This is a genomic window from Allobosea sp. WAO (assembly GCF_001509835.1).
GTDB lineage: Bacteria > Pseudomonadota > Alphaproteobacteria > Rhizobiales > Beijerinckiaceae > Allobosea.
Genome location: NZ_JXTJ01000012.1, coordinates 243,124 through 266,234, shown reverse-complemented (window position 1 = coordinate 266,234; position 23,111 = coordinate 243,124). Strand labels below are relative to the sequence as shown.

Sequence of the window (23,111 nt, the reverse complement as noted above, 5' to 3'; positions counted from 1 at the left end):
ACGGCACGCCTTCGCTGATCAGGGCGTCTCGCCGACGGCCTGCAGATAGAGGTCGAGGATCGCCTCCTCTTCCTTGCGCTCGTCGAGGTCGCGCTTGCGCAGCGCGATCACCTTGCGCAGCACCTTGACGTCGTAGCCATTGGCCTTGGCCTCGGAATAGACCTCCTTGATGTCGTCGGAGATCGTCTTCTTCTCTTCCTCGAGCCGCTCGATGCGCTGCACGATGCTAAGCAGCTGATCGCCTGCAACCGGATCGTCCATTCTCAAACCCTTCTTCGAAAATTGGTCGCAGGGGTTCGCCCGGATGGGCGGCGAGGTCAAGCGGCAAGCGGCCGGATTTCACATTTCTCGCGCGATTGCGAGGCTCCCGGGCAACAGCCGCGCCAGCCGCCTGCCCCAGGCGCGGGCGGCATGCGGCTCGCCGATCAGGTCCTGGCGGATCTCGATCAGCGCATCGAGCAGGCCGCGCCGTGTCGCATGGCGATCGATGGTGTCGCCGGGTAGGCCACCCTTGTAGGGCTCGTTGTCGCCGACGATCAGGTCGCCCTCGTTCTGCAGCGCCGCGATCAGCGCCTGCGCCAGCCGACCCTCACGATCCCATAGCACACCGGCATGCCAGGGCCTGGGCACGCCCTTCCAGAACGGCGTGAAGGAATGCAGCGAGACGATCGCCGGCGGATGCCCGGCCGCGATCGCGGCCTCGACCGAAGCGTCGATGGCGGCGTCATAAGGCGCGTAATATCGCGCGATCCGCGCGGCGATGCCGGCTTCGTCGATCCGGGCGTTGCCGGGTACGAGCGCGCCGTCCGAGATGCGCATCACCAGGGTCGGGTCGTCGCGCCCGCGATTGGGATCGATCAGCAACCGCGAGAAATTGCTCAGTATCGCCGGCGCGCCGAGCGCCTCGGCCATCGCGCGGGTCATCTCGGCCGCGCCAATGTCATAGGCGATGTGGCGTTCGAGCTGCTGGGCCGGCAGGCCGAGCCCGTCAAGCTCGGCCGGGATCGCATTGGTGGCGTGGTCGCAGAGCAGGAGCACGCCGCTTGCCGGGTCGCCCCGGATGATTTCGACCTCGCCCGGCCGCAGCGCGGGAGCTCCGTTCGGCAAGGCCATCTGCGCTCCCATTCCGCCCTCGGAACCGCCCAGCAAATCGCGGATGACGCCCGCGCGCCAGCGACATAGAAGGGGCTGAGACGAAAGTCGATTGGCATGATCGGATTCGCGGGAAGGCCGACGGTTTGCAACAGCTTCACAAGGCAATCGAACAGCAGCGCAAAGTGGCTCGGACGATCTTCGACGCCGCCGTGACGCGGGCCCATCCGAGCAGCTGGCTCACGGGGCACCTGCCCGCGCCTCCCCCGTCCGGCCGCCTGATCCTGCTCGCGGCCGGCAAGGCCGCCGGTAGCATGACCGCGCTCGCCGAAGCGCATTACCTCGACACGCTCGGCCTCGCGCCCGAACGCCTGCTCGGCCATGCCGTCGCCCGGCACGGCTACGAGACCACGACCCGGCACCTGCCGATGGTTACCGCCGGCCATCCGGTGCCGGATGAGGGCAGCATCGCCAGCGCCGGGCGCGCGCTCGAACTCGCCGGCAGCGCAACCGCCGACGATCTCGTCCTCGTCCTGCTCTCCGGCGGCGGCTCGGCCAACTGGGTGGCGCCGGCCGGCACGCTCGCGCTGGCCGAGAAACAGGCCGTCAACAAGGCCCTGCTGCGCTCGGGCGCGCCGATCGGCGAGATGAACATCGTCCGCAAGCGGCTCTCGCGCATCAAGGGCGGCAGGCTGGCGCTCGCCGCCGCCCCCGCACGGCTGCTGACCATCGCCGTCTCCGACGTGCCGCATGACGATCCCGCCGCCATCGCCTCGGGACCGACCGTGCCGGACCCCAGCACCATGGCCGATGCCCGCGCCATCGTCGCGCGCTACGCCCTGAAGCTGCCGCCGGCGGCCGAGACGCTCCTCGCCGACGAGACCAGCGAGACGCCGAAGCCCGGCCACCCCGCCTTCGCGAACAGCGAGTACCGCATCGTCGCCCGCCCCGCCGATGCGATCGCCACAGCGGTGGCGGCTGCCCGCGCCGCCGGCTACGAGCCGATCGATCTCGGCCCCGATCTCGAAGGCGAGGCCCGCGAGGTCGCACAGGCGCAGGCACGACAGGCTCTGGCGCTGAAGGCGGAAGGCCGGCGCGCCGCCCTGATCTCCGGTGGCGAATTGACCGTCACCATCGCCGGCACGGGCCGCGGCGGCCCGAACCAGGAATTCGCGCTGGCCCTCGCCATCGCGCTCGCCGGCGAGCCCGGCATCGTCGCGCTGATCGGCGACACCGACGGCACCGATGGCGGCGGCGGCGAGGCGAGCGATCCGGCTGGCGCGATCATCGACGAGACGACGCTGGCGCGCGCCCGCTCCCTCGGCCTCGATCCCGCCCAATCGCTGCGCGACAATGATTCGACCGGCTTCTTCGAAGGTCTCGGCGACCTGCTGCGAACCGGCCCGACCCTGACCAATGTCAACGACTGCCGCGTGATCCTGATCGACCCCACCCCGGCCGCGCCATGAGTTCGAGCGTGCGCCTCGCTAGGTCCGTGCTGCGCCTCGCCGCGCCGGCCGCCCTCTTCCTCTTCGCGGGTGCCGTGCCGGCCCTGGCCGATCTGCGCATGTGCAACACCACGAGCAGTCGCGTCGGCGTCGCCATCGGCTATCGCGACGCGCAGGGCTGGGTCACCGAAGGCTGGTGGAACATCGCCCCCCGGGCCTGCGAGACCTTGCTGCGCGGCACGCTGGCGGCGCGCTTCTACTACGTCCACGCCGTCGACTACGACAAGGGCGGCGAATGGACCGGCAAGTCGATCATGTGCACGCGCAACAAGGAATTCACCATCCGCGGCATCGAGGACTGCCTGTCGCGCGGCTATGACCGCTCGGGCTTCTTCGAGGTCGACACCGGCGAGCAGAAGGGCTGGACCATCCAACTGACCGATACGCCCGGCGCCGCGCCGCCGCGGCCCTGAGTGGCGACAGCCCTTCCAACAGGGACAAACGCAGATTCTTGCGTCAACACTTGCCCTGCGGCCACGAATAAGCGACGGAACGGCGGGACGCAGAACGAACTGCGCAAACAAGGAGAAACGCCCCGATGAGGCGGGAACGACGGATCAAGATCATCGCGACATTGGGCCCCGCCTCCTCCACGCCGGAGATGTGCGCGAAACTGTTTGAGGCCGGCGTCGACGTTTTCCGCATCAATATGAGCCATACCCAGCGCGAAACGCTGCCCGAGAGGGTGGCGATGCTGCGCGCTCTGGAGGCGCAGTTCCGCCGTCCGGTCGGCATCCTCGCCGATCTGCAGGGCCCGAAGCTGCGTGTCGGCCAGTTCGGCGGCGATGGCGGCGCGGTGCTGGAGAAGGGCGAGCGCTTCATCCTTGATTCCGACCCGGCGCCCGGTACGGCCAAGCGTGTCCACCTGCCCCATCCCGAGATCCTCTCGGCACTGGAGCCCGGCCACACCCTGATCCTCGACGACGGCAAGATCCGGCTCGTCGTCGAGAAGGCCACGCCGAAGCAGGCAGTGACCAGGGTGACCGTCGCCGGGCGGCTTTCCTCGCGCAAGGGCATCAGCCTGCCCGACACGACGATCGCAGTCTCGGCGATGACCGACAAGGACCGCTCCGATGCCGAGGCGGCAGCCGAGGTCGGCGTCGACTGGATCGCGCTCTCCTTCGTGCAGCGGCCCGAGGACATGGCGGATCTGCGCAAGATCGTGCGTGGCCGCGCCCTGGCGATGGCCAAGATCGAGAAGCCGCAGGCGCTGCTGCGCCTGGAGGAGATCATCGAGGCCTCCGACGCGATCATGGTCGCGCGCGGCGACCTCGGCGTCGAGATGCCGCTGGAGAAGGTGCCGGGAACGCAGAAGCGCATCACCCGCTTGTCGCGGCGCATGGGCAAGCCGGTCGTGGTCGCGACCCAGATGCTGGAGAGCATGATCACCGCCCCGGTGCCGACCCGCGCCGAGGTCTCCGACGTAGCCACCGCCGTGTTCGAGGGCGCCGATGCGGTGATGCTTTCGGCCGAGAGCGCCGCCGGCGAGTATCCGGTCGAGGCGGTTGCGATGATGAACCGCATCGCCGAGGAGGTCGAGAACGACTCGACCTATCGCTCGATCCTCGACGCGCAGCGCGCCGAGCCTGAGGCGACCGGCGCCGACGCCATCGCCAAGGCAGCGCATGAGATCACCACGGCGTTGAACCTCAAGGCGATCGCGGCCTGGACCTCCTCGGGTTCGACCGCTTTCCGCCTCGCCCGCGAGCGGCCGAACTCGACCGTCGTCGCGCTGACGCCGAACCGCTCCACGGCCCGCCAGCTCACCCTGGTCTGGGGCGTGCACGCCGTCGTCACCAAGGACGCCAGCGACATCGACGACATGGCCTCGCGCGCCTGCAAGTTCGCCGTTCGCGAAGGCTATGCCTCGCTCGGCGACCGGATCATCGTCGTCGCCGGCGTCCCCTTCGGCACGCCGGGCGCGACCAACATGGTCCGCATCGCCTTCGTGGCGAAGGAGCATGTCGACCAGGCGTGAACTGCCTCCAGCGGCATTCGCACGAAACAACGCCGTCATTCCGGGGCGCCGCGCAGCGGCGAGCCCGGAACCCGGCACCGATGCCGTCTGCAAAACGTGCTGAAACGCGGCCGCCGTGTCTTCGCAGGACAGCGGTTCTGGGTTCCGGGCTCAGGCCTTCGGCCTGCCCCGGAATGACCACGAGGCTCTTGCACCCGTGGCCATTCCCCTGCGGCGGCCCCTGCTCTACTGCTTGAGTTCCCGCTACCGGCAGCTCGCGACGCCCATGGCCATCACCGACATCGCCTCTCGGACCTACAATCACAGCTGGCGGCTCGATCCGATCGTGCGCAGCCTGCTCGACACCGATTTCTACAAGCTGCTGATGCTGCAGATGATCAGGAGCTTCCACCCGAAGGTCGAGGTCACCTTCGGTCTGATCAACCGCAGCAAGGCGATCCGCCTCGCCGAGGTGATCGACGAGGGCGAATTGCGCGCCCAGCTCGACCATGCCCGCGAACTGCGCTTCACCAAGAAGGAGCTGATCTGGCTCGCCGGCAACAGCTTCTACGGCAAGACCCAGATGTTCACGCCGGACTTCATCGCCTGGCTCGCCGAGTTCCGCCTGCCGGAGTACGAGCTGCGCAAGGTCGACGGGCAATATGAGCTGACCTTCGCCGGCCCCTGGACCCACAGCATGATGTGGGAGATCCCGGCCCTCGCCATCGTCAACGAATTGCGCTCGCGCCAGGCGCTGAAGGGCTGGGGGCGCTTTGCGCTCGACGTGCTCTATGCCCGCGCCAAGTCGAAACTCTGGGACAAGGTCGAGCGGCTGAAGAAGCTGCCCGATCTGCGCATCTCCGATTTCGGCACGCGCAGGCGCCACGGCCATCTCTGGCAGCGCTGGTGCGTCGAGGCGCTGAAGGAGGGGCTGGGACCGACCTTCACCGGCACCTCCAACGTGCTGCTCGCCATGGAGAACGATCTCGAGGCGATCGGCACCAACGCCCATGAATTGCCGATGGTGCTGGCGGCGCTGGCCAATAACGACGAGGAGCTGAGGGCCGCGCCCTATCGCGTGCTCGACGAATGGCGCCAGGTCTATGCCGGGAACCTCCTGATCGTGCTGCCGGACGCCTTCGGCACCACGGCTTTCCTCGACGATGCCCCCTCCTGGCTTGCCGACTGGACCGGCTTTCGCCCCGACAGCGCCCCGCCGATCGAGGCCGGCGAGCAGATCATCGCCTGGTGGCAGGCGCAGGGACGCGACCCCAGGAGCAAGCTGCTGATCTTCTCCGACGGCATGGACATCGACTCGATCGAGGAGGCCTATCACCACTTCCACGGCAGGGTCCGAACCAGCTTCGGCTGGGGCACCAACCTGACTAACGACTTCGTCGGCTGCTCGCCCGACGGCACGCCCGATCTCGACCCGATCTCGCTGGTCTGCAAGGTCGTCAGCGCCAATGGCCGCCCGGCGGTGAAGCTCTCCGACAACCCCAACAAGGCGACGGGGACGCCGGAAGAGATCGCGCGGTATCTGCGGGTGTTCGGCGGCGCGGACCGGAAGGCGAAGGCGGTGCGGGTCTGAGTGGGGAGGGTAAGAGAAAGGCGCGCTCTCGACCTACCCTGAGCTGACGCGATCGACGTCTGCTTCAGGGTGGTTCGGTTGCCGAATAGCCGACGAGATCAGGCTGGCGCTGCCGAAGCGTCAGCCTGATTCATCATTTGAAACGGATGCTACTCGGCAGCTGCGCGTGCCGCTGGCGTGCCCGCCGCTGTCAAATGCTCCCGGAAGAACGGCACCAGCTTCTCCAGCGCCAGCCCCACCGCTTCGGGGTTATCGTAAAGGTCGTAGTGTGACCATCCCTCCACAACCACGAGTTCCTTTTCCTTCGAGGCCGCGCGGGCGTAGATCTCCATGCCGTCGCGATAAGCGCCGAAACCGCCGGGCTTGTCGCCGAACACCACCATCATCGGCTGGGTCAGCAGTGTTTCGGCGAAAGCGAACGCATCCCATGCAACCGCCGGCGCTGCATGTGAGACCAGCATTCTCGTGCCCGATCCCTCGGCCGGGCAGCGGTTCCGGTAATAGTCGGTCGCCTCCAGCACATCGATGTCCGCGATGCCGGCGCTCTTGCCGGCTTCGACGCTCGGCGGCAGGAAGATGTTGATCCGCCCGTCGCCCCCCGCATTCTCGGCGGTGCGCTGCACGGCCATACCTTCGAGCGCGCCGACAGGATCGAAGCTACTGAAGCCTTCGCGCATCAACCGCCCGAAGTTCACGCCGGTAATGCTGACGAGCGCCTTGATCCGCTTGTCGATGATTGTGGTCTTGATCGAATAGCCACCGCCGCCGCAGATGCCGAGGATGCCGATGCGAGCAGGGTCGACATAAGGCAGGGACTGAGCGTAATCGATGACGTCCCGATAGTCCTTCACCCGCTGCTCGGGGTCTTCGATCCAGCGAGGTTCCCCGCCGCTGCCACCCTGGAAGCTCGCGTCGGGTACAATGACCACGAAGCCGGCCGTGGCGAGTGCTGTGCCGTAGACATTGCCGGACGTCTGCTCTTTGCAGCTCCCGATAGGATGGTTCGAGATCACCGCCGGATAGCGCTTGCCTGCATCGAAATTGGGCGGAAAGTGAATATTGGCGGCGATATCCCAGTACATGCCGGGATTGCGAATGCTGACGGTTTCCATGAATCTCTCCTCGATTGCATCCGGATGATGCGCGATCCCGCGCCCGTATCGCCTTTCCTCGGCCGCTTGCTTCGCGCTGGCGTCTACCGAAAGTTTAGCTCGAAAGAACGGCGCCAGCGCCGAGACAGCCTCGGCGACGTGGGGCTTGCCATCATAGAGATCCATGTGGTTGGCGCCCTCGACGACGTACAGCGCCTTGTCCTTGCTGGCGGCGCGGGCGAGCAGGTCGTCGCTCATCCATTTGCTGCCGGCGACGGAGCCGGCGACCGCCAGGATCGGCTGGGTCAGGAAGGCCTCGGCCTTGTGATAGGCGTCGTAGGTGATGATCTGGTTCAGGCTGCGCGCGGTGGCGAAGCCGGGCGCGCTCGGGCATTCGGCGCGCGGCGTGTGATAGTACTCCCAAGCTTGGCGCAATTCCTCGTTCGGCGCGTCGCTTTCCCTCTCCGGCGCCAACGGCATCCGGGCCTTGGCGGTGCTTGCGGCATCGGCGGTACGGGCGGTTGAGCCGGCCTCGATATAAGGCAGGGCGTCGGCGTCCTTGACGGTGTTCTCCCAGCCATGGCGGAACATCGAGCCGATATTGACGGCGCTGACCGTGCCGAGCGCCTTGATACGATGATCCTGCAGCGCGGCGTTGGCGGAGTAGCCGGCGCCGGCGCAGATGCCCATCGCGCCGATACGATCGTTGCCGACGTAAGGCAGCGTCGTCAGGTAGTCGACGACCGCACTGACATCCTCGGTGCGGATATGCGGGTTCTCGAGCTGGCGCGGCTCGCCGCCACTCTCGCCCTGATAGGAAGCGTCATAGGCGATGGTGACGAAGCCGGCCTTGGCGAGCTCCGCAGCATAGGTGCCTGCAGTCTGTTCCTTCACGCCGCCGCCGGGGTGCGAGACGACGATCGCCGGATAGCTGCCCTTCTCGTCGAACCCCTCGGGAAAATTGATGACGGCCGACATCGTGATCGTGGGGTTGTTGCTGTTCGGGAAGCCTATCTTGCGAGCCATAGCCGTCTCCTCTGCTTCAATGTGGTGGGACGCCAGATCGGCTCCACACCGAAAAGATGGGCTCGCTCCGGCCATCACACTATGGCAGTAATCGGATTGAACTTATCACTGAGGTGATGAATGCGTCGCGAGGACATGGCCGATCTTGCGGCCTTTGCCGTCGTCGCCGAGGAGCGCAACTTTACGCGCGCCGCGACGAAGCTCGGCCTGTCGCAATCGGCTCTGAGTCAGATCGTCAAGCGGCTGGAGGAGCGCCTGGGCGTCGCGCTGATCGCCCGCACGACGCGCAGCGTCGCGCCGACGCCGGCGGGTGAGCGGCTCTGGCGAACGCTGGCACCAGTGCTGCGCGATCTCGACCAGAGCCTGACCGAGCTCGGCGAGTTCCGCGACAAACCCTCCGGCACGATCCGGATCACCAGCGTCGAGCACGCTGCCAAGACGATCCTGCTGCCGGCGGTGGTGAAGCTGCTCACCGATTATCCCGACATTACCGTCGAGATCGTCTCGGCCTATGAACTTTCGGACGTCATCGCCGAGGGCTTCGATGCTGGAGTCAGGCTTGGCGAGCATGTCGCAAGGGACATGGTGGCAGTGCGTCTCGGGCCGGATATCCCGATGGCGATCGTTGCGGCGCCCGACTATCTGCGCAGTCATCCAGCCCCGGAAACGCCGCACGCCCTCGCCAGCCATCGCGGTATCAATCTGCGACTTCCGACGCCGGGTACGGTGAATACCTGGCGGCTCGTGCAGGACGATCGCGAAATCCGGGTCCGCGTCGAGGGGCCGCTGACCCTCAACACGATCGAGCTGATCCTCGACGCAGCCCTCGCCGGACTGGGGCTAGCCTATCTGCCGCTCGATGAGGTCGAGGAGCATCTGCGTGCTCGGCGGCTCGTCCAAGTCCTGACCGAGTGGACGCCGCCGCTGCCGGGATATCATCTGTACTATGCCAGCCGCCGCCAGGCCTCGCCCGCCTTTCGGCTGCTTCTGAATGCGGTGCGCTATCGAGCCTGACTGATGCGCTTGGCTTCGCCCGAGCGCCTTCGTACCCGCCGCTGTCCTGCCAGCTCTTCCGCGGGACACAAATATTCGGCATCATCCGACGTCGCTCCCCCAGAGCAGTGCTTCATGGGGCAGCGACCAGCGCGGAATGACGCGCAGTCGGATGGCTAGTCGCTCCCCATGTCAGCAAGGGAGGCACCTCGATTAATATTCGGCCTGATCCGACATTTCACGCATCGCCGAAGATCGCAATGGAAACTCCGGCGGAGAATTTTCCTACACCCTGTTGCTTAGCTCCGACTTCTCGAAACCTGACGCCCTTGCTGTCGTCGATGTAAAGCCGAGCTCGCCGAACTATGCGCACGTCGTTCATACGGTGGTGATGCCGAATGAGCGGGATGAGCTGCAGAGCTGGCCCGGTTTGTCTGAACAGTTTCGGGGCTGTCGCTAAGTGGGTTTCAGCCTCGGTTACGCCGCCGGGATTGGCCGCAGCGCGTTGAAGTAGGCCTGGTCGGGCGTCTGCCGTCCCAAGCCCTGATGAGGCCTCCGGCTGTTATAGAAGTCGAGATACCCGCCGAGCGAGGCGCAGGCCTCCGACACGCCGGCATAGGCGCGCAGGTAAACCTCCTCGTATTTGACGGATTTCCAGAGGCGCTCGACGGAGACGTTGCCGCGCCAGGCGCCCTTGCCGTCCATGCTGGCCCGCCAGCGATCCGCCCGGCCATCATCGCAGCCCTCGAATGGCCACCATCAACACAATGTCCGCACTGCCGCCGACGGTTCAGTTCTGAAAGTCTGCCAAGGTAGTGACAGGCGGCGGGCACTCAGCCTCTTGATCCGACACAACTCGTACCGCTACGCACCACCTCCGGCGAGAGTTTGATCGTCGTCCCGCTCGTCAGCCTCACAAACCACAAGCCGTATCCGATCCCGAAAGCTGCACCCGCCCGCTAGCGATCAGCTCCAACGTTATCGCCGCTGGGTTGCAGATCCTGAAAGCTCCGCGAGGCTGGGTCTCAACGTAACCGCTGCTGGGACCGAGCACCTCACCTGCCTGACTGCCAAACCAGGTTGGCTGCTCGGCAATCACGCTCCAAATATTGTTCATTGGCGGAAACAGAGCGAGCAGAGACAATGGCGGCAGCGAAGGCTGAGGCGATGTTTCTGGATTGGACGGTGTGGGCCGCGGCGTGATCCCGAAGGTCGCGCCGACATAGCTCATCAGATAATTCGGACCTAGCGACAGCGTGCCCTGCTCGATCGGGTAGCTGCCGACAGTCTCTCCAGCCGCACGGTTCAGCGATCCTAAGAAGGCGTCCGCCCGAACCAGGCTCCCCACCGTCACCGCATAGGTCAGCGCCGGATCGACATCGCCATGGACCTTGCCCTGCCCCGCCGTCGCGGCCACCGTCAGCGGCCGTGGCGTGATCCCAAAGGTCGTGCCGGCATAGCGCAGCGCGTAATTGGCATTCAACGCCAGCGTGCCCTGGCCGATGGCATAATTGCCGACGTTCTCGCCAGTGGCACGGCTGAGCGATCCCGAGAAGCTGTCGCTGCCGAGCAGGCTACCCGCGGTCACCGTATAGGTCAGCGTCGGATCGGCACTGCCGTAGACCTTGCCCTGGCCCGACGCCGCGGTCACCGTCACCTGCCGCGGCGTGATGCCGAAGGTCGAACCTGCATAGCTCAGCGTGTAGTTGGTGTTCAGCGCCAGTGTGCCCTGGCCGATCGCGTAGCTGCCGACGTTCTCGCCGGCGGCACGACTGATCGCGCCGCTGAAGCTGTCGCCGGCGAGCAGGGAGCCCGCCGTCACCATATAGGTCAGCGCCGGATCGGCATCGCCATAGGCCTTGCCCTGGCCCGCCGTCGCGGTGACCGTCACCGGTCGCGGCGTGATTCCGAAGATCGTACCGCCGGCATAACTCAGCGTGTAGTTGGCGCTCAGCGCCAGCGTGCCCTGGTTGACCGCATAGCTCCCGACGTTCTCGCCGGCCGCGCGGCTCAGCGCACCGGAGAAGCCATCAGCGAAGACCAGGCTACCGGCCGTCACCGTATAGGCCAGCGTCGGATCGGCGTCGCCATAGGCCTTGCTCTGGCCTGCAGTCGCCGAGACGGTCACTGCGCGTGGCGTGATCCCGAAATTCGAGCCGACGAAGCTCACCGTATAGTTCGGATTCGCCAGAGTGCCCAGGTTGATCGCGTAGCTGCCGACGTTCTCGCCGGCCGCACGGCCGAGCGCACCGGATAAGCTGTCACCTCCGACCAGGGATCCGGCCGTCACCGCATAGGCCAACGCCGGATCGACATCGCCATAGATCTTGCTCTGGCCAGCGGTCGCCGAGACGGTCACCGCGCGCGGCGTGATCCCGAAGTTCGAGCCGACAACGCTCACCGTATAGTTCGGGTTCGCCAGCGTGCCCCGGTTGATCGCGTAGCTGCCGACGTCCTCGCCAACAGCACGGCCGAGTGAACCGGATATGCTGTCGCCGCCCAGCAGACTTCCCGCCGTCACCGCATAGGTCAGCGTCGGATCGGCATCGCCATAGACCTTGGTCTGGCCGGCGGTCGCCGAAACCGTCACCGCGCGCGGCGTGACTCCGAAGGTCGAACCGACATAGGTCAGCGCGTAATTCGCGTTCAGCGCGAGCGTGCCCTGGTTGATCGCGTAGCTGCCGACGTTCTCGCCGGCGGCGCGGCTCAGCGAACCGGAGAGGGTGTCGGCGAAGGCCAAGCCGCTTCCACCCACAGAATAGGTCAGAGCCGGGTCGACATTGCCATAGACCTTGCTCTGCCCGGATGATGCCGTCACCGTCACCGGGCGCGGCGTGATCGCAAAGGCCGTGCCGCCGGCATAGTTCAGCGTGTAGTTGGCGTTCAGCGCCAGCGAGCCCTGATTGATCCCGTAGCTGCCGACATTCTCGCCCGCCGCGCGGCTGAGTGAGCCGCTGAAGCTGTCGCCGACAAGCAGGCTGCCGGCCGTGACCGTGTAGGTCAGCGTCGGATCGACATTGCCATAGACTTTGCTTTGCCCCGAGGACGCGGTCACCGTCACCGGGCGTGGCGTGATCCCGAAATTCGAGCTGGCATAGCTCAGCGTGTAGTTGGCGTTCAGCGCCAGCGAACCTTGGTTGATCGCATAGCTGCCGACATTCTCGCCGGCCGCACGACCGAGCGCGCCTGAGAAACTGTCGCCGACGAGCAGGCTTCCCGCCGTGATCGCATAGGTCAGTACCGGATCGGCATCGCCATAGGCCTTGCCCTGACCCGCCGTCGCCGAGACCGTCACCGGGCGCGGCGTGATCCCGAAGTTCACACCGCCGGCATAGCTCAGCGTGTAGTTGGAGCTCAGCGCCAGCGTACCCTGGTTGATCGCGTAGTTGCCGATGTTCTCGCCGGCCACGCGGCTCTGCGAACCGGAGAAGGTGTCGGCGAAGGCCAGGCCTCCCGCCGTCACCGTATAGGCCAGCAGCGGATCGGCATCGCCATAGGCCTTGTTCTGGCCGGCGGTCGCCGTGACTGTCACTGCGCGTGGCGTGATCCCGAAAGTCGAGCCGACGAAGCTCACCGTATAGTTGGGGTTCGTCAGCGTGCCCTGATTGATCGCGTAGCTGCCGACGTTCTCGCCGGCCGCACGTCCCAGCGAACCGGATAAGCTGTCACCTCCGACCAGGGAGCCCGCCGTCACGGCATAGCTCAGCGTCGGGTCGACATTGCCATAGACCTTGCCCTGACCGGCGTCCGCCGTGACCGTCACCGCACGCGGCGCTACCGTCAGCTGGCCGGTGCTGCTGAAGGCGAGGGCGTAGCCGGTGCTGGCGCTAAGCGATCCCTGGGCGATCGTGATCGCATAAGGCGAGCCGGCGACTCCCGCCGTCGTGGCCGCACCGGCAGAGGACAGGTTAGCGGAACCGGAGACGACGCTGCCAAGCGTGTCGCCGAGATAGGCATTGGCGACGCCCGCATTGAGCCCCGACACTGTATAGGCCGACGCCAGGGCGGGGGTCACGTCGTCGCCGTAGGTCTTGGCCAGCCCTGTCGAGGTGAAGGTCAACGTCGGCTGGTGGGCGAAGAGATAGCGGTTGCCGGTCTGCGCCACGCTGGCAGGCGGCAGGGTGGCGTAGGATGCGTTCCAGACAGCGCTGTTGCCGCTGTCGAGATTGCCGAAGGTGTTTACCCCCGGGCCGATCGCATAGACGAGCCAGCGGCCGGCCGCGTTCAGTGCATTGGCGCCGACAAGGTTCTGGAAACTGCGATTCGCGGCGATGACGATCGAATCGCCACTACCGCTGGCTGTGATGATGCCGCTCAGGACCACGCCGGAGGGGGTGTCGTTCACCACGTTGACCCTGCCCGCCGTGATGGCGCCGAGCGAGACATAACCACCGCCGTAGTTGGTCTTGCCGGCGCCGTCGCGCAGCTGGATGTCGACCGTGCCGGTGCCCGCATTGATCGGCGCATACAGTGTGATCGTGCCCGCACCGGGATCGCGCTGGGCATCGACGACACCATTGGCGAGGCGGTCATTGCCGATCAGCGTCAGATTGCCGTTGTCGGTGGTGATCGCCGCGTTGACGATGATGCTGCGCCCGGCCTGCAAGGTGAGATGGCCACCATTGCCCGACGGGTTGTTCACCGTGATCGCGCTGTTGACGGTGATGTCGTTCGAGGCCTGCAGGGTGAGGGCGGAGCCGGCATTGAGCTGGCGGGTGATCGCATCGCTGCGGATCGTCACGTCCTGCGCCATGGCGCGCCCGAAGGTCAACGCATTGAGGTCGCCGAGGCCGACATAGACCCGGCCGGAGGTCGATTCTCCCGCGGAGCCGGCGATGACGACGTCGCTGGTGTCGCCCGCCGTCTTGAAAGCCAGGGCGGCGCTGGCGCTCGTGCCGATGAGGCTGTTCGACGACGAGATCACGCCGGAAACGCCCGCCGTCCCGCTGCCCCAGGTCACGGCGCCCGCTCCCGTTGCCCCGCCAGGGTTGGTCCAGTCGCGGCTGCTGACGATATAGTTGCCGCTGCTCAGCTCGACGACGGAATTGGCGAGCTGGCCGAGGCGATCGGTACTGGTCGAGCCGACAAGGCTGTTCGACGACGAGACCCCGCCGACTGTCGCGCCCGTCGTGCCATTGCCCCAGGTCACCGCGCCGAAATTGCCGCCCCAATTGGAGCTGCGGACGACATAATTGCCGTTGCTCAGCGCCAAAACGCCGCCATTGCCGAGGCGATCTCCCTGGAGCGAGGTCGCCCCCGGGTTCGTGCCGACGAGGCTGTTCGACGCCGAGACCACGGCTCCGGTCGCATCGGTGCCGCCGCGCCAGGTCACGGCGCCCATATAGCTGCCCCAGTTGGAGCTGCGGACGACATAATTGCCGTTGCTCAGCGCCGTGATGCCGTTACTGCCGACACGATCGCCGTTCGTCCCTGTGCCTGTGGCCGTGCCGACGAGGCTGTTCGACGTCGAGACCGCGCCAACCGTCGTAGCCGCCGCGCCATTGCCCCAGGTCACGGCGCCTCTGTTGGTGCCCCAGTTCGAACTGCGGACCGCATAGTGGCCGTTGCTCAGCGCCGTGACGCCGGTGCCGACGCGGTCACCGTTCACTCCCTGGGCCGTGCCGACGAGGCTGTTCGACGCCGAAACCGCGCCGACCGTCCCACCCGTGAGGCCGTTGCCCCAGGTCGCGGCGCCTCTGTTGTCGTCCCAGGTCGTGCTGGCGACGACATAATGGCCGTTGGTCAAGGCCGTGACGCCGGTACCGCCGACTTTGTCGGTCGTGGCCGTGCCGACGAGGCTGTTCGACGCCGTGATCGAGCCCGACACGCCTGCCGTTCCGCTGCCCCAGGTCACCGCGCCCTTGCCGCCCTCCCAATCCGGACTGCGGACGACATAATTGCCGTTGCTCAGCAGCGTGAGGGCCAGGGCGCCGACATTGTCGAGCGCCGACGAGCCGACGAGGCTGTTCGACGCCGTGACCGCTCCCGACACGCCCGCCGTGCCACTGCCCCAGGTCACTGCGCCCCTGGCGCCGGTCCAGTTGGAGCTGCGGACGACATAATTGCCGTTGCTTAGCGCCTCGACACCGCTGACACCGATCTGGTCGCCCGCCGAGCCGACGAGGCTGTTCGACGGCCCAACCACGGCGCCGGTCATGTCCGTGCCGCTGCGCCAGGTCACGGCCCCGGCATCGCCGGTCCAGCTCGCGCTGCGAACGACATAGTTGCCGTTGCCGGCAAGAGCCGTGACGCCGGTGATGCCGACACGGTCTCCCGCCCCCGTGCCGCCCGTGACCGTGCCGACGAGGCTGTTCGCCGTCGTAATCGTGCCGACCGTGCCGGTCGCACCGTTGCCCAGGGTCACCGCGCCCCGGTTGGTGCCCCAGTTGCCAGTGCTCACGACATAATTGCCGTTGCTCAGCGCCGTGATGCCGTTATTGCCGGCGAGATCGCCGGCCAGCACGCCAACGAGGCTGTTCAACGACGAGACCGTGCCTGACACGCCGGCCGTTCCGCTGCCCTGCCCCAGGTCACCGCGCCGCTGTTGCCGGCCCAGTTGCCGCTTTGGACGACATAATTGCCGTTGCTCAGGGTCGTGACGCCGCCATTACCCACGGCATCATTCGCGACCGATCCGGTCAGCAATGAGATGAGCGCGCCCGTGACGGTGTCGTAAAGATAGACCGCCCCGGCATTGGTCTGCCCGCCGATCGCTGTGCCGTGCGCCGTGACGACGGTCTTGCCGGTGCCCTGGAGCTGGACGACCGAATTGCCGAACAAGTTGCTGCCGGCGCCCTGCAGCGGGTCGATGAGCTGGTATTGCGGATAGGTGCCCGCCACATCGTCGATGACGATGTTCTTGGGGTCGAGCAGGACGACGCCGCTCGCGCCCAGCGGCGCGCTAACCGCGGCCAAGCCGCCGAATACCAGCTTGCCCTTGGAGGAGACCTCGACCAGCCCGCCATTGCCGCCGCCCGCGCCGCCGCGTGCGCTGATCGTGCCGTAGAAATCCGTCTTCGTGTCGGACCAGACGACGACGCTGCCGCCCTTTCCCGACTGCGTGGCATCCGCCCGGATCGTGGTCGCCGGGCTGATCGTCGTCGTCGCGGCATGGGCAAGCGCGCCGCCGCCCTGGTAGTCGCCGCCGATGCGCACCGCCCCGCCGCCGGTGGCACCGCTGGCGTCGATGCCCGCGGCAACGAGCGCGATGCGCTCGCCGGTCAAGGTGACGCTGCCGCCGCGGCCGGTCGAGGAGGAGGCGTCCTGGCGGCCCGAGGAGAAGAGGTTTGGCGCGTCGATCGCGATCCGTCCGCCGCTCGTCGTCCCCGAGGCCAGCACGACACCGCTCGTCGTCTCGACATAGCTTGCAGCGCCTTTGGCGGTGAAGGCGCCGCCTGCGCCGGCCGCGCCGCGCAGGTCCCAGACGCCATAGCTGCCGAGGCTGATGCCGGCGACGTCGATCGCCCCGCCGCTGGCGCCGGAGACATCGACCGTGCCGCTATTGTTGACGATATCGCCCTTGAGCGCGACCGTGCCGCCCTGGCCATCCTTGCTGCGGGCGCGGACGCTGGCGCCCTTGGCGATCTCGACCACGCGGCCGGAGGCCACGACCTTTCCGGCTGAGGCGCGGCCGGACGCTGAGACGGTTCCGGACACCCGCACATATCCACCATCGCCGCCGCCCAGCACGATGGAGCCGTTGCGGCCGGATACCGAACGGGCCGAGACGTGGCCGGAAATGTTGATCGCGTCGCGCACCGCCGCCTGCGCGGTCGCAGCCTTGATCTCGACCCGGCCGCCATGGGCCGCCACCTTGCCGGAGACGGCGATCAGCGGCTTGCCGTCGGCAGTGGTGGCGCTGGGCGGCACCGCGACCTGGAGGAAACCGTCGCCGGTCGGATCGAGCGTCGCCTGAGTCGCGGCGCCGAGGCCAACACGGCCAAGTGGCACGCTGATCGTGCCGCCGTTCGAGACCAGGCCGCCGAGCAGCCCGACAAACCCACCCGCGCCGGCCGTGATCGTGCCGTCATTCGAGACCGCCGCCGGAGCTGAGCCGCCGCTGAACTTCAGGCGCCCGGCCATGAAGTCCTGGTCCGCGATGCCGAGCGTCGAGGCGACGAAGCCGCCGCCGACCTTGACCGTCCCGGTCGGGGTGATGGCAATGCCGTTCGGATTGACCAGGAAGACCTGGCCATTGCCGGTGATCTGTCCCGCGATGGTCGAGGGCGCCGCGCCGGTGACCCGGTTCAGGATCGCCGAGGAGGCCGAAGGCTGGACGAAATTGACGCTGTTCGGCTGGCCGACGGAAAAGCCCTGCCAGTTGACGATCGCGCGCTGTGAACCTTGGTTCACAGTCATCGCCGGGCCGGACACGCTGATCGAAGCCGCGCCGGCGGCGACCTGGCCTCCGGTCGGTAGGGCGGTCTGCGCGGAGACCAGCGCGGTCGTGGCCAGCAGCGCAGCCGTCGTGGCGGGCGCCAGCCCGAACCTGACGCGGCGCGTGCGCAGAATCGCCGTCATGATCGTCTCCCCCGTATCGCAGCGAAGGGACCGGCCGCACGGGCCGCCCCGTCTGCAATTTCCTGCCCACAGCCTCGCGGCCAGGACGTACCATCTTGAAATTCCGTTGCGGCGCCCGACGGGGCGCCGCCGTCAAAAGCGTACCGACACCGCCAGATTGCCGCGCCAGCCCTCGCGCTCACCTGGAACATTGGTGAAGCGGCGCCCGACCTCGAGGTTGACGGCCGGCGTCGCCGTTCCGTGGGCGACGTCGCCGGCGATCCGCAGGCCGGCACCGAACGCCGCCGCGCTGAGCCAGGCCTGCTCGACGGCCGTCGGCAGCAAGATCTCGCCGCGCCCGCCGCTGGCGAAGAGATAGGGCGTCAGCGTCGCGCTCCAGCCCTCATGGGCGAATGCGAACGGCCGGGCCAGCTCGCCGCGCAGCGTCGCACCCTGGTCGACGTTGAGCGAGCCGGCGGCGAAGGCCGAGACCTGATCGAGCCCGTCGAGCGAGAACTGTTCGGAGCTTAGCATCGGCTGGTTGAACGCCAGCTGTGCCTTGGCCGTCAGGTCCAGCCGCATCTCCAATGGCAGGGGCTGGGTGAGACGCAGGTCACCGGCGACCTTGGAAAAATCGGGCTCGCCACCGAAGCGCGACAACGGGACCAGCGAGGCGACGGCATCGACCCGGCTGCGCCCGCCGAGCCCTTGCGAGAAGGTCGCGCCGGCCTGGATGGCTGTGCCCCAGGGCAGCGCGGTGCCGTAGGTCGTGCCGATTCGCAGCACGCTGTAACGGTCGCGGCTGAGATCGACGCCGAAGCCGAGCGCTTCCGTGTCCTGCCGGATCGCCTCGAAGGCGACGTCCAGACTCAGCGCCTGGGCGCGGTTGCGGATCAGCTGATACGAGCTGCGCAAGGCCAGCCGTTCGAAAGTGCCTCTCGTCGCTGGAGCGCCCAGCAATGGCCTCGGCTGCGTCTGGCTGCGCGTGTATTCGGGGTTGAGCGTCCAGCCGTCGACCCCGAGCGGGATCACCGCGCCACCGCCGTACAGCCGCAGCCTGGCGTCATCCCCGAAGGCCTGCCCGAGATCCGTGCCGGAGCCGATCGCCCCGTAGAACTGCTCGCCGAAGCCGAACGGGCTGTTCAGCGCAAGATTGCCGTTGAGCTGCCAGCGGCCGAGCGTCGCATCGAGCCGGTTATCGATGCCGATGCTGCCGGTGAGCAACCGATGCGTGCCTTCCAGCACGAGAGTCGTGCCACCATCGCGAACGCCGCGCGCCAGCGTGCTCTTCAGCCGAAGCCCTGGTGTATCGCCCGCGATCAGCAGGCGCCGCTCGATCTCGGCGAGCGTCAGGTGCCGCGCGCCAACCAGGCTCGCCATCCGCGCCGCAACGACGGCCCGGGCACGATCGGGAACGTTGGCCACGTCGACCGCTTCGATATAGCCATCGACCACGAGAAGGCGGACTGCACCGCCGTCGCGCAGATGCTGGGGCGGAATCACGACCCGCGCCAGCACATAGCCGGCGGCGGCATAGGCCTGCTCCAGCGCGTTGGCGAAGGCGTAGACGGCCGCCACGCTGACCCGGCGCCCCTCGACCTGCGGCAGCAGCGCCTGTGTCGCGGTGGCGAGTTCGGGAAAGCCACCCTCGACGGTGACGCGCCCGACTCGTACGTTCAGGCGTTCTGCGCCCGATGGCGCACGAAGCTCGGGCGTTGCCGGCAAAGCAATGCCGCTTCTTGCGCCAGGCGTCGAAGGACGCAAGGTCTCCGGCGTGACTTGGCTCGGCGCGATCTGCGCAACGGCGGCCGATGATGCAGCCACCGCCATGAGCGCGATGAAGACGAAGGCGAAGCCCCGGCAAACTAAATGGCTACGGCAGGACGTGCCGCGATCGAAAGCGGCACAGCTCTCGAGCCGGGCAGAGTTGGCAAAGCTAGTCAACCGAGCCCCTCGAAGCAGTTAGCCGACTCCGCTTAGCAAGGATGCCCTAGCGTTACCAGATCGACGCCATGACTATTTTTGCCATTTACCGGACTGCACCCTTGCTACCTTGCGTCATTCCTGCCGCCGCGACAGGCGTTCGCTCGCCCGTGCCACGCGGCGCATCGGCGCTGCCCGCCCGCAGACCATCGCCCTTGGTGGGGCCGCAGGACCGGAACCCAGCGCGAGCCGCGCCAGGCCGAGACCAGGCTCCCCCGAACTGGACGACCGCCGCGTCCCAACGAAGACAAGCCGGCATTATTCGGAGCCGCGACAGGCCTGTCAGCGAGGCCCGATCCCCCGCTACCAGCTGGCGCGCAGCCCGGCCGTGACGGCATGGGCAGCGGCATCACGGTTGAGGCGGACATCGTAATCGGCGAACAGCGTGAGGTTCCGGCCGGCGCGTGCCGAGAGCCCGACACCGAGGATCGCGCTATCGCGGGCAACCCGAGGGCCGCGAACCGAGAAGGACGCTGCCGGAGCCCCGATGAAGGCGGTGTCGAGCCCGACGGCATCGTCGACGAATTCGTGCTGCCAGCGGCCTCGCGCCTCGATCGCGAAGCGGCCATCGCCGAACGCGAACTCCCGCGTCAGACGCAGGCCGATGCTGCCGAGCAGGCTCGAAGCCGATTGCCCGGCCGCGGTCAGGCCGATGCTCTGGGCTCCGGTCTCGCTGAAGCCACCCTGCCGCAGGAAGGTGTAGCGCAACGCCAGCAGCGGCTCGGCCGTCGACCAGCCGAGATCGAAGGCATAGCCGCCCTCGAGCGCGCCGGTGAAGCGATCGCCGTCATACTCGGCCTTCGCCTGCCGCGAGAGGCCACCGAAGCCGATGCTGCGTTCGCTCTCGAGATTGAGGCGGCCATAGCCGAGCAGGCCATCGAGGCGCAATCTGCCACTCGCATAGCTGCCATAGAAGGCGCCCTCATAGGCATCGATGCTGCCCTTGCCGGCGTGACGACGGAAATCGGCATCGGTGCTGGAATAGCCGAAGCTGAAGCCGGCCAGGAAGGACGGCGTGATCTGCCGGTCGAAACCGCCGATCACGCCGCCGCCGCGATAGCTCGCGCCGCCGGCATTGGCGTCGCTGCCGAGCCTGCCGGTGAAGCCATAGCCGCGTGCCCAGGCATTGTTCGTGGCGGCAGATTGCGCAGGCAGCCGCATCAGCATCGCCGCGGCCGGGTTGGCCGCCAGACTGGCAGTATAGGCGAGCGGCGCGTCCGCGGTCGTCGCTTCCGCCTGGCCGGAGCGCAGGCCACCGAGGCGCTGAAAGATCATGCTGCCAAGCTGTGAGGAGCCGCCGAGCGCCAGGGTGGACAAGCCCGCATGGACCTCGCCGGAGAGGCTGGCGAGCGCGCCGCGAGCCCCCTCCCGCGTCCCCGCATGCTGCAGCAGAAGCGCGACGTCGCGCAGATCCCGGTCGGCGCTCACAAGCCCGCGCTCGAGCGCTCCGCCGACCGCGCATTGATTGGCCGAGGCGCAGACGCCGGGCGTATCGAAGGGCAGTCCCTGGAGATCGAGATAGGCGGCGTTTGGCTCGTAGCGCAGGCTCGCCCGGATGAACGGCGCGGTGCCGTCGCCAAACAGCCCCTCGACGCCGGCGAAGCGACCGGAAACGCCCTGTTCGGCGGTGAGCACCGCCATCGAGAGCTGGCGCGGCAGGAACTGCCGCTCTCCGACCAGGGTCACCCGGCCGTCGAGGCTCGCCGTGCCGGTGACGGCAAGATGGTTCTGGCCTCCCTCCGGCCCGAATTGCTGGACCAGCAGCCCCCCGGCCTGCTGGACGTAATTGCCGTCGATCCTCAGGGTGCCGATGCCGTTCCGGTCGCCAGCCCAGATCGTGCCGGCATTGCTGACATTGCCGGTGATCAGGCCGGTGCCGGCGAGCGTGCCTGCAGCGGTGACGCTGGTCGGCGAGGCGATGCTGCCCATCACCGACAGGAATCCGCCCTCGACCCGCGTCGCGCCGGCATAGGAGCTGTGGCCGGTGAGCACGAGCTCGCCGACGCCGCGCTTCACCAGCCCGCCGGCACCGACGATGTAGTTCCCGAAATACGCGACGCCGCCGGGCTGCTCGACGACGAAATCGCCCCAATCGAAACGACCGGGGCCGAGCACGGCCTTGCCGACATCGAGCAGGCCGTAGCCATAGAGCGCGTCGACGCCGGGGACACCGATATCCCAGGCCGTGCCGAGCAGTGTCTGGCGCACCTGGTCTGCGCTGAAGAACGGAAACATCTGCCAGACCAGTGCCGCTGCCCCCGAGACATGGGGAGCTGCGAAGGAAGTGCCATACGTCTTTTCGTAGCCACCGCCGGACTTGGCGACGAGGATGCCATCGCCGAGGCCCATCCAGACATAGTCGCCGAGGCTTGGATCCCACTCCCAGCCGGGGCCGCCACCGGGTGCCACCAGACACCAGTTCTTCGCGACGCCGCAACCGTTGCTGTACTCCGGCATGTAGCCGGGTCCGACGGCGGCCACGGCGAGCCACCCCCGTTCCAGTTCAGGGAAGAGGTGCGGCAGACCCGATTCGATGCTCGGTTGAGCCCGGAAGTCATTGCCCGTGCCCCAGATGTTCAGGACCCCACTTGCGACCGCACGGCGATAGGCTGCCAGACCGTCCGGAATATCCGCGATGATCGCCTGCCGGGTCACGTCGGTGATGGCCGAGAGATCGCCCCAGCTATTGTTGATGACCCGCACGCCGCGCGTGACCAGGTCGTTGTACCCCCTCACGATGAAATCGAAGCTGATCCCGCCCACGCCATCGTCGTCGCGGGCGACGAGCATGGTCGCGCCCGGGGCCACGCCGTGCATGCCGATGCCGTCGCGATTGGCGACGATGACCGAGGCAACGCCGGTGCCGTGGCCTACGGGATCGGCCGTTGGCGCCGCCCCCGTAAGGTAGTCGTAGCCGCCGATATAGCGGCCGGCGAACTCGGGATGGGCCGCGAAGAGGCCGGAGTCGACAACCCCGACCAGGACACCGGTACCATCGACGCCCCGCGCATAGGCATCCGCGGCGCGGATCGTCTCCAGCCCCCATTGCGCCCTGTACTCGGGCGTGCGCCAGCTGTCGGGATCGGTGAGCAGAGGGCTCGTTTGAGCGACGGACGGAGTAACGAGAGCCGTCGACAGCAGGAGAGCCGCGACGCTAGGCATAGGCAGGAATTTCACGAAGCCCCCCGGCACGAAGGCGAGTCGCCCCCGCGAGCCCGCCGGGCATGACCCTGCCGTTGCGGCGCCGAAGTGGTCAATACGGAACACGCGCGGGCCAGTCGGCTATCTGTCCTTCGTTGGGCGCTTCCGAACGGCCGATGCAGTTATTGCTTCCCGAACAGTGAATCGGAAAGCCGGCTTTCGACCCATGG

Annotated in this window: 12 protein-coding genes and 2 pseudogenes; 6 read left to right on the top strand and 8 right to left on the bottom strand. The window is 67.4% G+C overall.

Annotated elements, in window-relative coordinates; all coding sequences use genetic code 11:
* Positions 1 to 18 precede the first annotated feature (18 nt).
* Entirely contained in the window at positions 19 to 261 is a 243-nt protein-coding gene (locus tag DK26_RS22825) for a DUF2312 domain-containing protein (RefSeq protein WP_066477463.1), read from the bottom strand.
* A gap of 78 nt (positions 262 to 339) precedes the next feature.
* On the bottom strand, positions 340 to 1,113 hold the full coding sequence (locus tag DK26_RS22820; protein WP_083533512.1) for an N-formylglutamate amidohydrolase: 774 nt from the start codon (positions 1,111 to 1,113) through the stop codon (positions 340 to 342).
* 164 nt (positions 1,114 to 1,277) lie between these two features.
* Between DK26_RS22820 and DK26_RS22815 the strand changes: the two genes are divergently transcribed.
* From DK26_RS22815 to pncB, 4 genes are all read left to right on the top strand, one after another.
* Positions 1,278 to 2,561 carry a DUF4147 domain-containing protein gene (locus tag DK26_RS22815; RefSeq protein ID WP_349236335.1) on the top strand — a complete coding sequence of 428 codons (1,284 nt, stop codon included), beginning with the start codon at positions 1,278 to 1,280 and terminating at the stop codon, positions 2,559 to 2,561.
* Between the two features lie 26 nt (positions 2,562 to 2,587).
* The gene (locus tag DK26_RS22810; RefSeq protein ID WP_066477456.1) at positions 2,588 to 3,013 is read left to right on the top strand and encodes a DUF1036 domain-containing protein; all 426 of its coding nucleotides are present in this window, start codon (positions 2,588 to 2,590) and stop codon (positions 3,011 to 3,013) included.
* A gap of 125 nt (positions 3,014 to 3,138) precedes the next feature.
* Positions 3,139 to 4,578, top strand: coding sequence for a pyruvate kinase (pyk, locus tag DK26_RS22805; RefSeq protein WP_066477454.1), 1,440 nt, complete (start codon positions 3,139 to 3,141; stop codon positions 4,576 to 4,578).
* Positions 4,579 to 4,843: 265 nt separating this feature from the next.
* The gene (gene pncB / locus DK26_RS22800; protein WP_066477453.1) at positions 4,844 to 6,148 is read left to right on the top strand and encodes a nicotinate phosphoribosyltransferase; all 1,305 of its coding nucleotides are present in this window, start codon (positions 4,844 to 4,846) and stop codon (positions 6,146 to 6,148) included.
* A 149-nt stretch (positions 6,149 to 6,297) separates the two neighbouring features.
* On the opposite strand, the gene DK26_RS29995 is transcribed toward pncB, so the two are convergent.
* On the bottom strand, positions 6,298 to 8,265 hold the full coding sequence (locus DK26_RS29995; RefSeq protein WP_349236334.1) for an alpha/beta hydrolase: 1,968 nt from the start codon (positions 8,263 to 8,265) through the stop codon (positions 6,298 to 6,300).
* Positions 8,266 to 8,385: 120 nt separating this feature from the next.
* On the opposite strand from DK26_RS29995, the gene DK26_RS22785 reads away from it, so the two are divergent.
* Positions 8,386 to 9,279 carry a LysR family transcriptional regulator gene (locus DK26_RS22785; RefSeq protein WP_066477451.1) on the top strand — a complete coding sequence of 298 codons (894 nt, stop codon included), beginning with the start codon at positions 8,386 to 8,388 and terminating at the stop codon, positions 9,277 to 9,279.
* A 191-nt stretch (positions 9,280 to 9,470) separates the two neighbouring features.
* Positions 9,471 to 9,670, top strand: a pseudogene (locus DK26_RS29990) (selenium-binding protein SBP56-related protein); the annotation flags it as partial.
* Positions 9,671 to 9,735: 65 nt separating this feature from the next.
* On the opposite strand, the pseudogene DK26_RS22780 reads toward DK26_RS29990, so the two are convergent.
* From DK26_RS22780 to DK26_RS22760, 5 genes and pseudogenes are all read right to left on the bottom strand, one after another.
* Positions 9,736 to 9,966 (bottom strand): annotated as a pseudogene (locus tag DK26_RS22780) (integrase core domain-containing protein); the annotation flags it as partial.
* 205 nt (positions 9,967 to 10,171) lie between these two features.
* Positions 10,172 to 15,760: an MBG domain-containing protein gene (locus DK26_RS22775; protein WP_349236333.1), complete on the bottom strand. Its 5,589-nt coding sequence runs from the start codon at positions 15,758 to 15,760 to the stop codon at positions 10,172 to 10,174.
* Entirely contained in the window at positions 15,736 to 17,778 is a 2,043-nt protein-coding gene (locus DK26_RS22770; RefSeq protein ID WP_066477442.1) for a filamentous hemagglutinin N-terminal domain-containing protein, read from the bottom strand. Before DK26_RS22770 ends, DK26_RS22775 begins: the two co-directional genes overlap by 25 nt.
* 132 nt (positions 17,779 to 17,910) lie before the next feature.
* Positions 17,911 to 19,482 (bottom strand): ShlB/FhaC/HecB family hemolysin secretion/activation protein, encoded by a 1,572-nt coding sequence (locus tag DK26_RS22765; protein ID WP_066477439.1) that lies wholly within the window; start codon positions 19,480 to 19,482, stop codon positions 17,911 to 17,913.
* 561 nt (positions 19,483 to 20,043) lie between these two features.
* Positions 20,044 to 22,917, bottom strand: a complete 2,874-nt coding sequence (locus DK26_RS22760; RefSeq protein ID WP_210179288.1) for an autotransporter domain-containing protein — start codon at positions 22,915 to 22,917, stop codon at positions 20,044 to 20,046.
* Positions 22,918 to 23,111: the final 194 nt, after the last annotated feature.

Coding starts and splice junctions, on each gene's coding strand:
- DK26_RS22825 (WP_066477463.1), bottom strand. CDS start 261: ATGGACGATCCGGTTGCAGGCGATCAGCTGCTTAGCATCGTGCAGCGC.
- DK26_RS22820 (WP_083533512.1), bottom strand. CDS start 1,113: ATGGCCTTGCCGAACGGAGCTCCCGCGCTGCGGCCGGGCGAGGTCGAA.
- pyk (WP_066477454.1), top strand. CDS start 3,139: ATGAGGCGGGAACGACGGATCAAGATCATCGCGACATTGGGCCCCGCC.
- pncB (WP_066477453.1), top strand. CDS start 4,844: ATGGCCATCACCGACATCGCCTCTCGGACCTACAATCACAGCTGGCGG.
- DK26_RS29995 (WP_349236334.1), bottom strand. CDS start 8,265: ATGGCTCGCAAGATAGGCTTCCCGAACAGCAACAACCCCACGATCACG.
- DK26_RS22785 (WP_066477451.1), top strand. CDS start 8,386: ATGCGTCGCGAGGACATGGCCGATCTTGCGGCCTTTGCCGTCGTCGCC.
- DK26_RS22770 (WP_066477442.1), bottom strand. CDS start 17,778: ATGACGGCGATTCTGCGCACGCGCCGCGTCAGGTTCGGGCTGGCGCCC.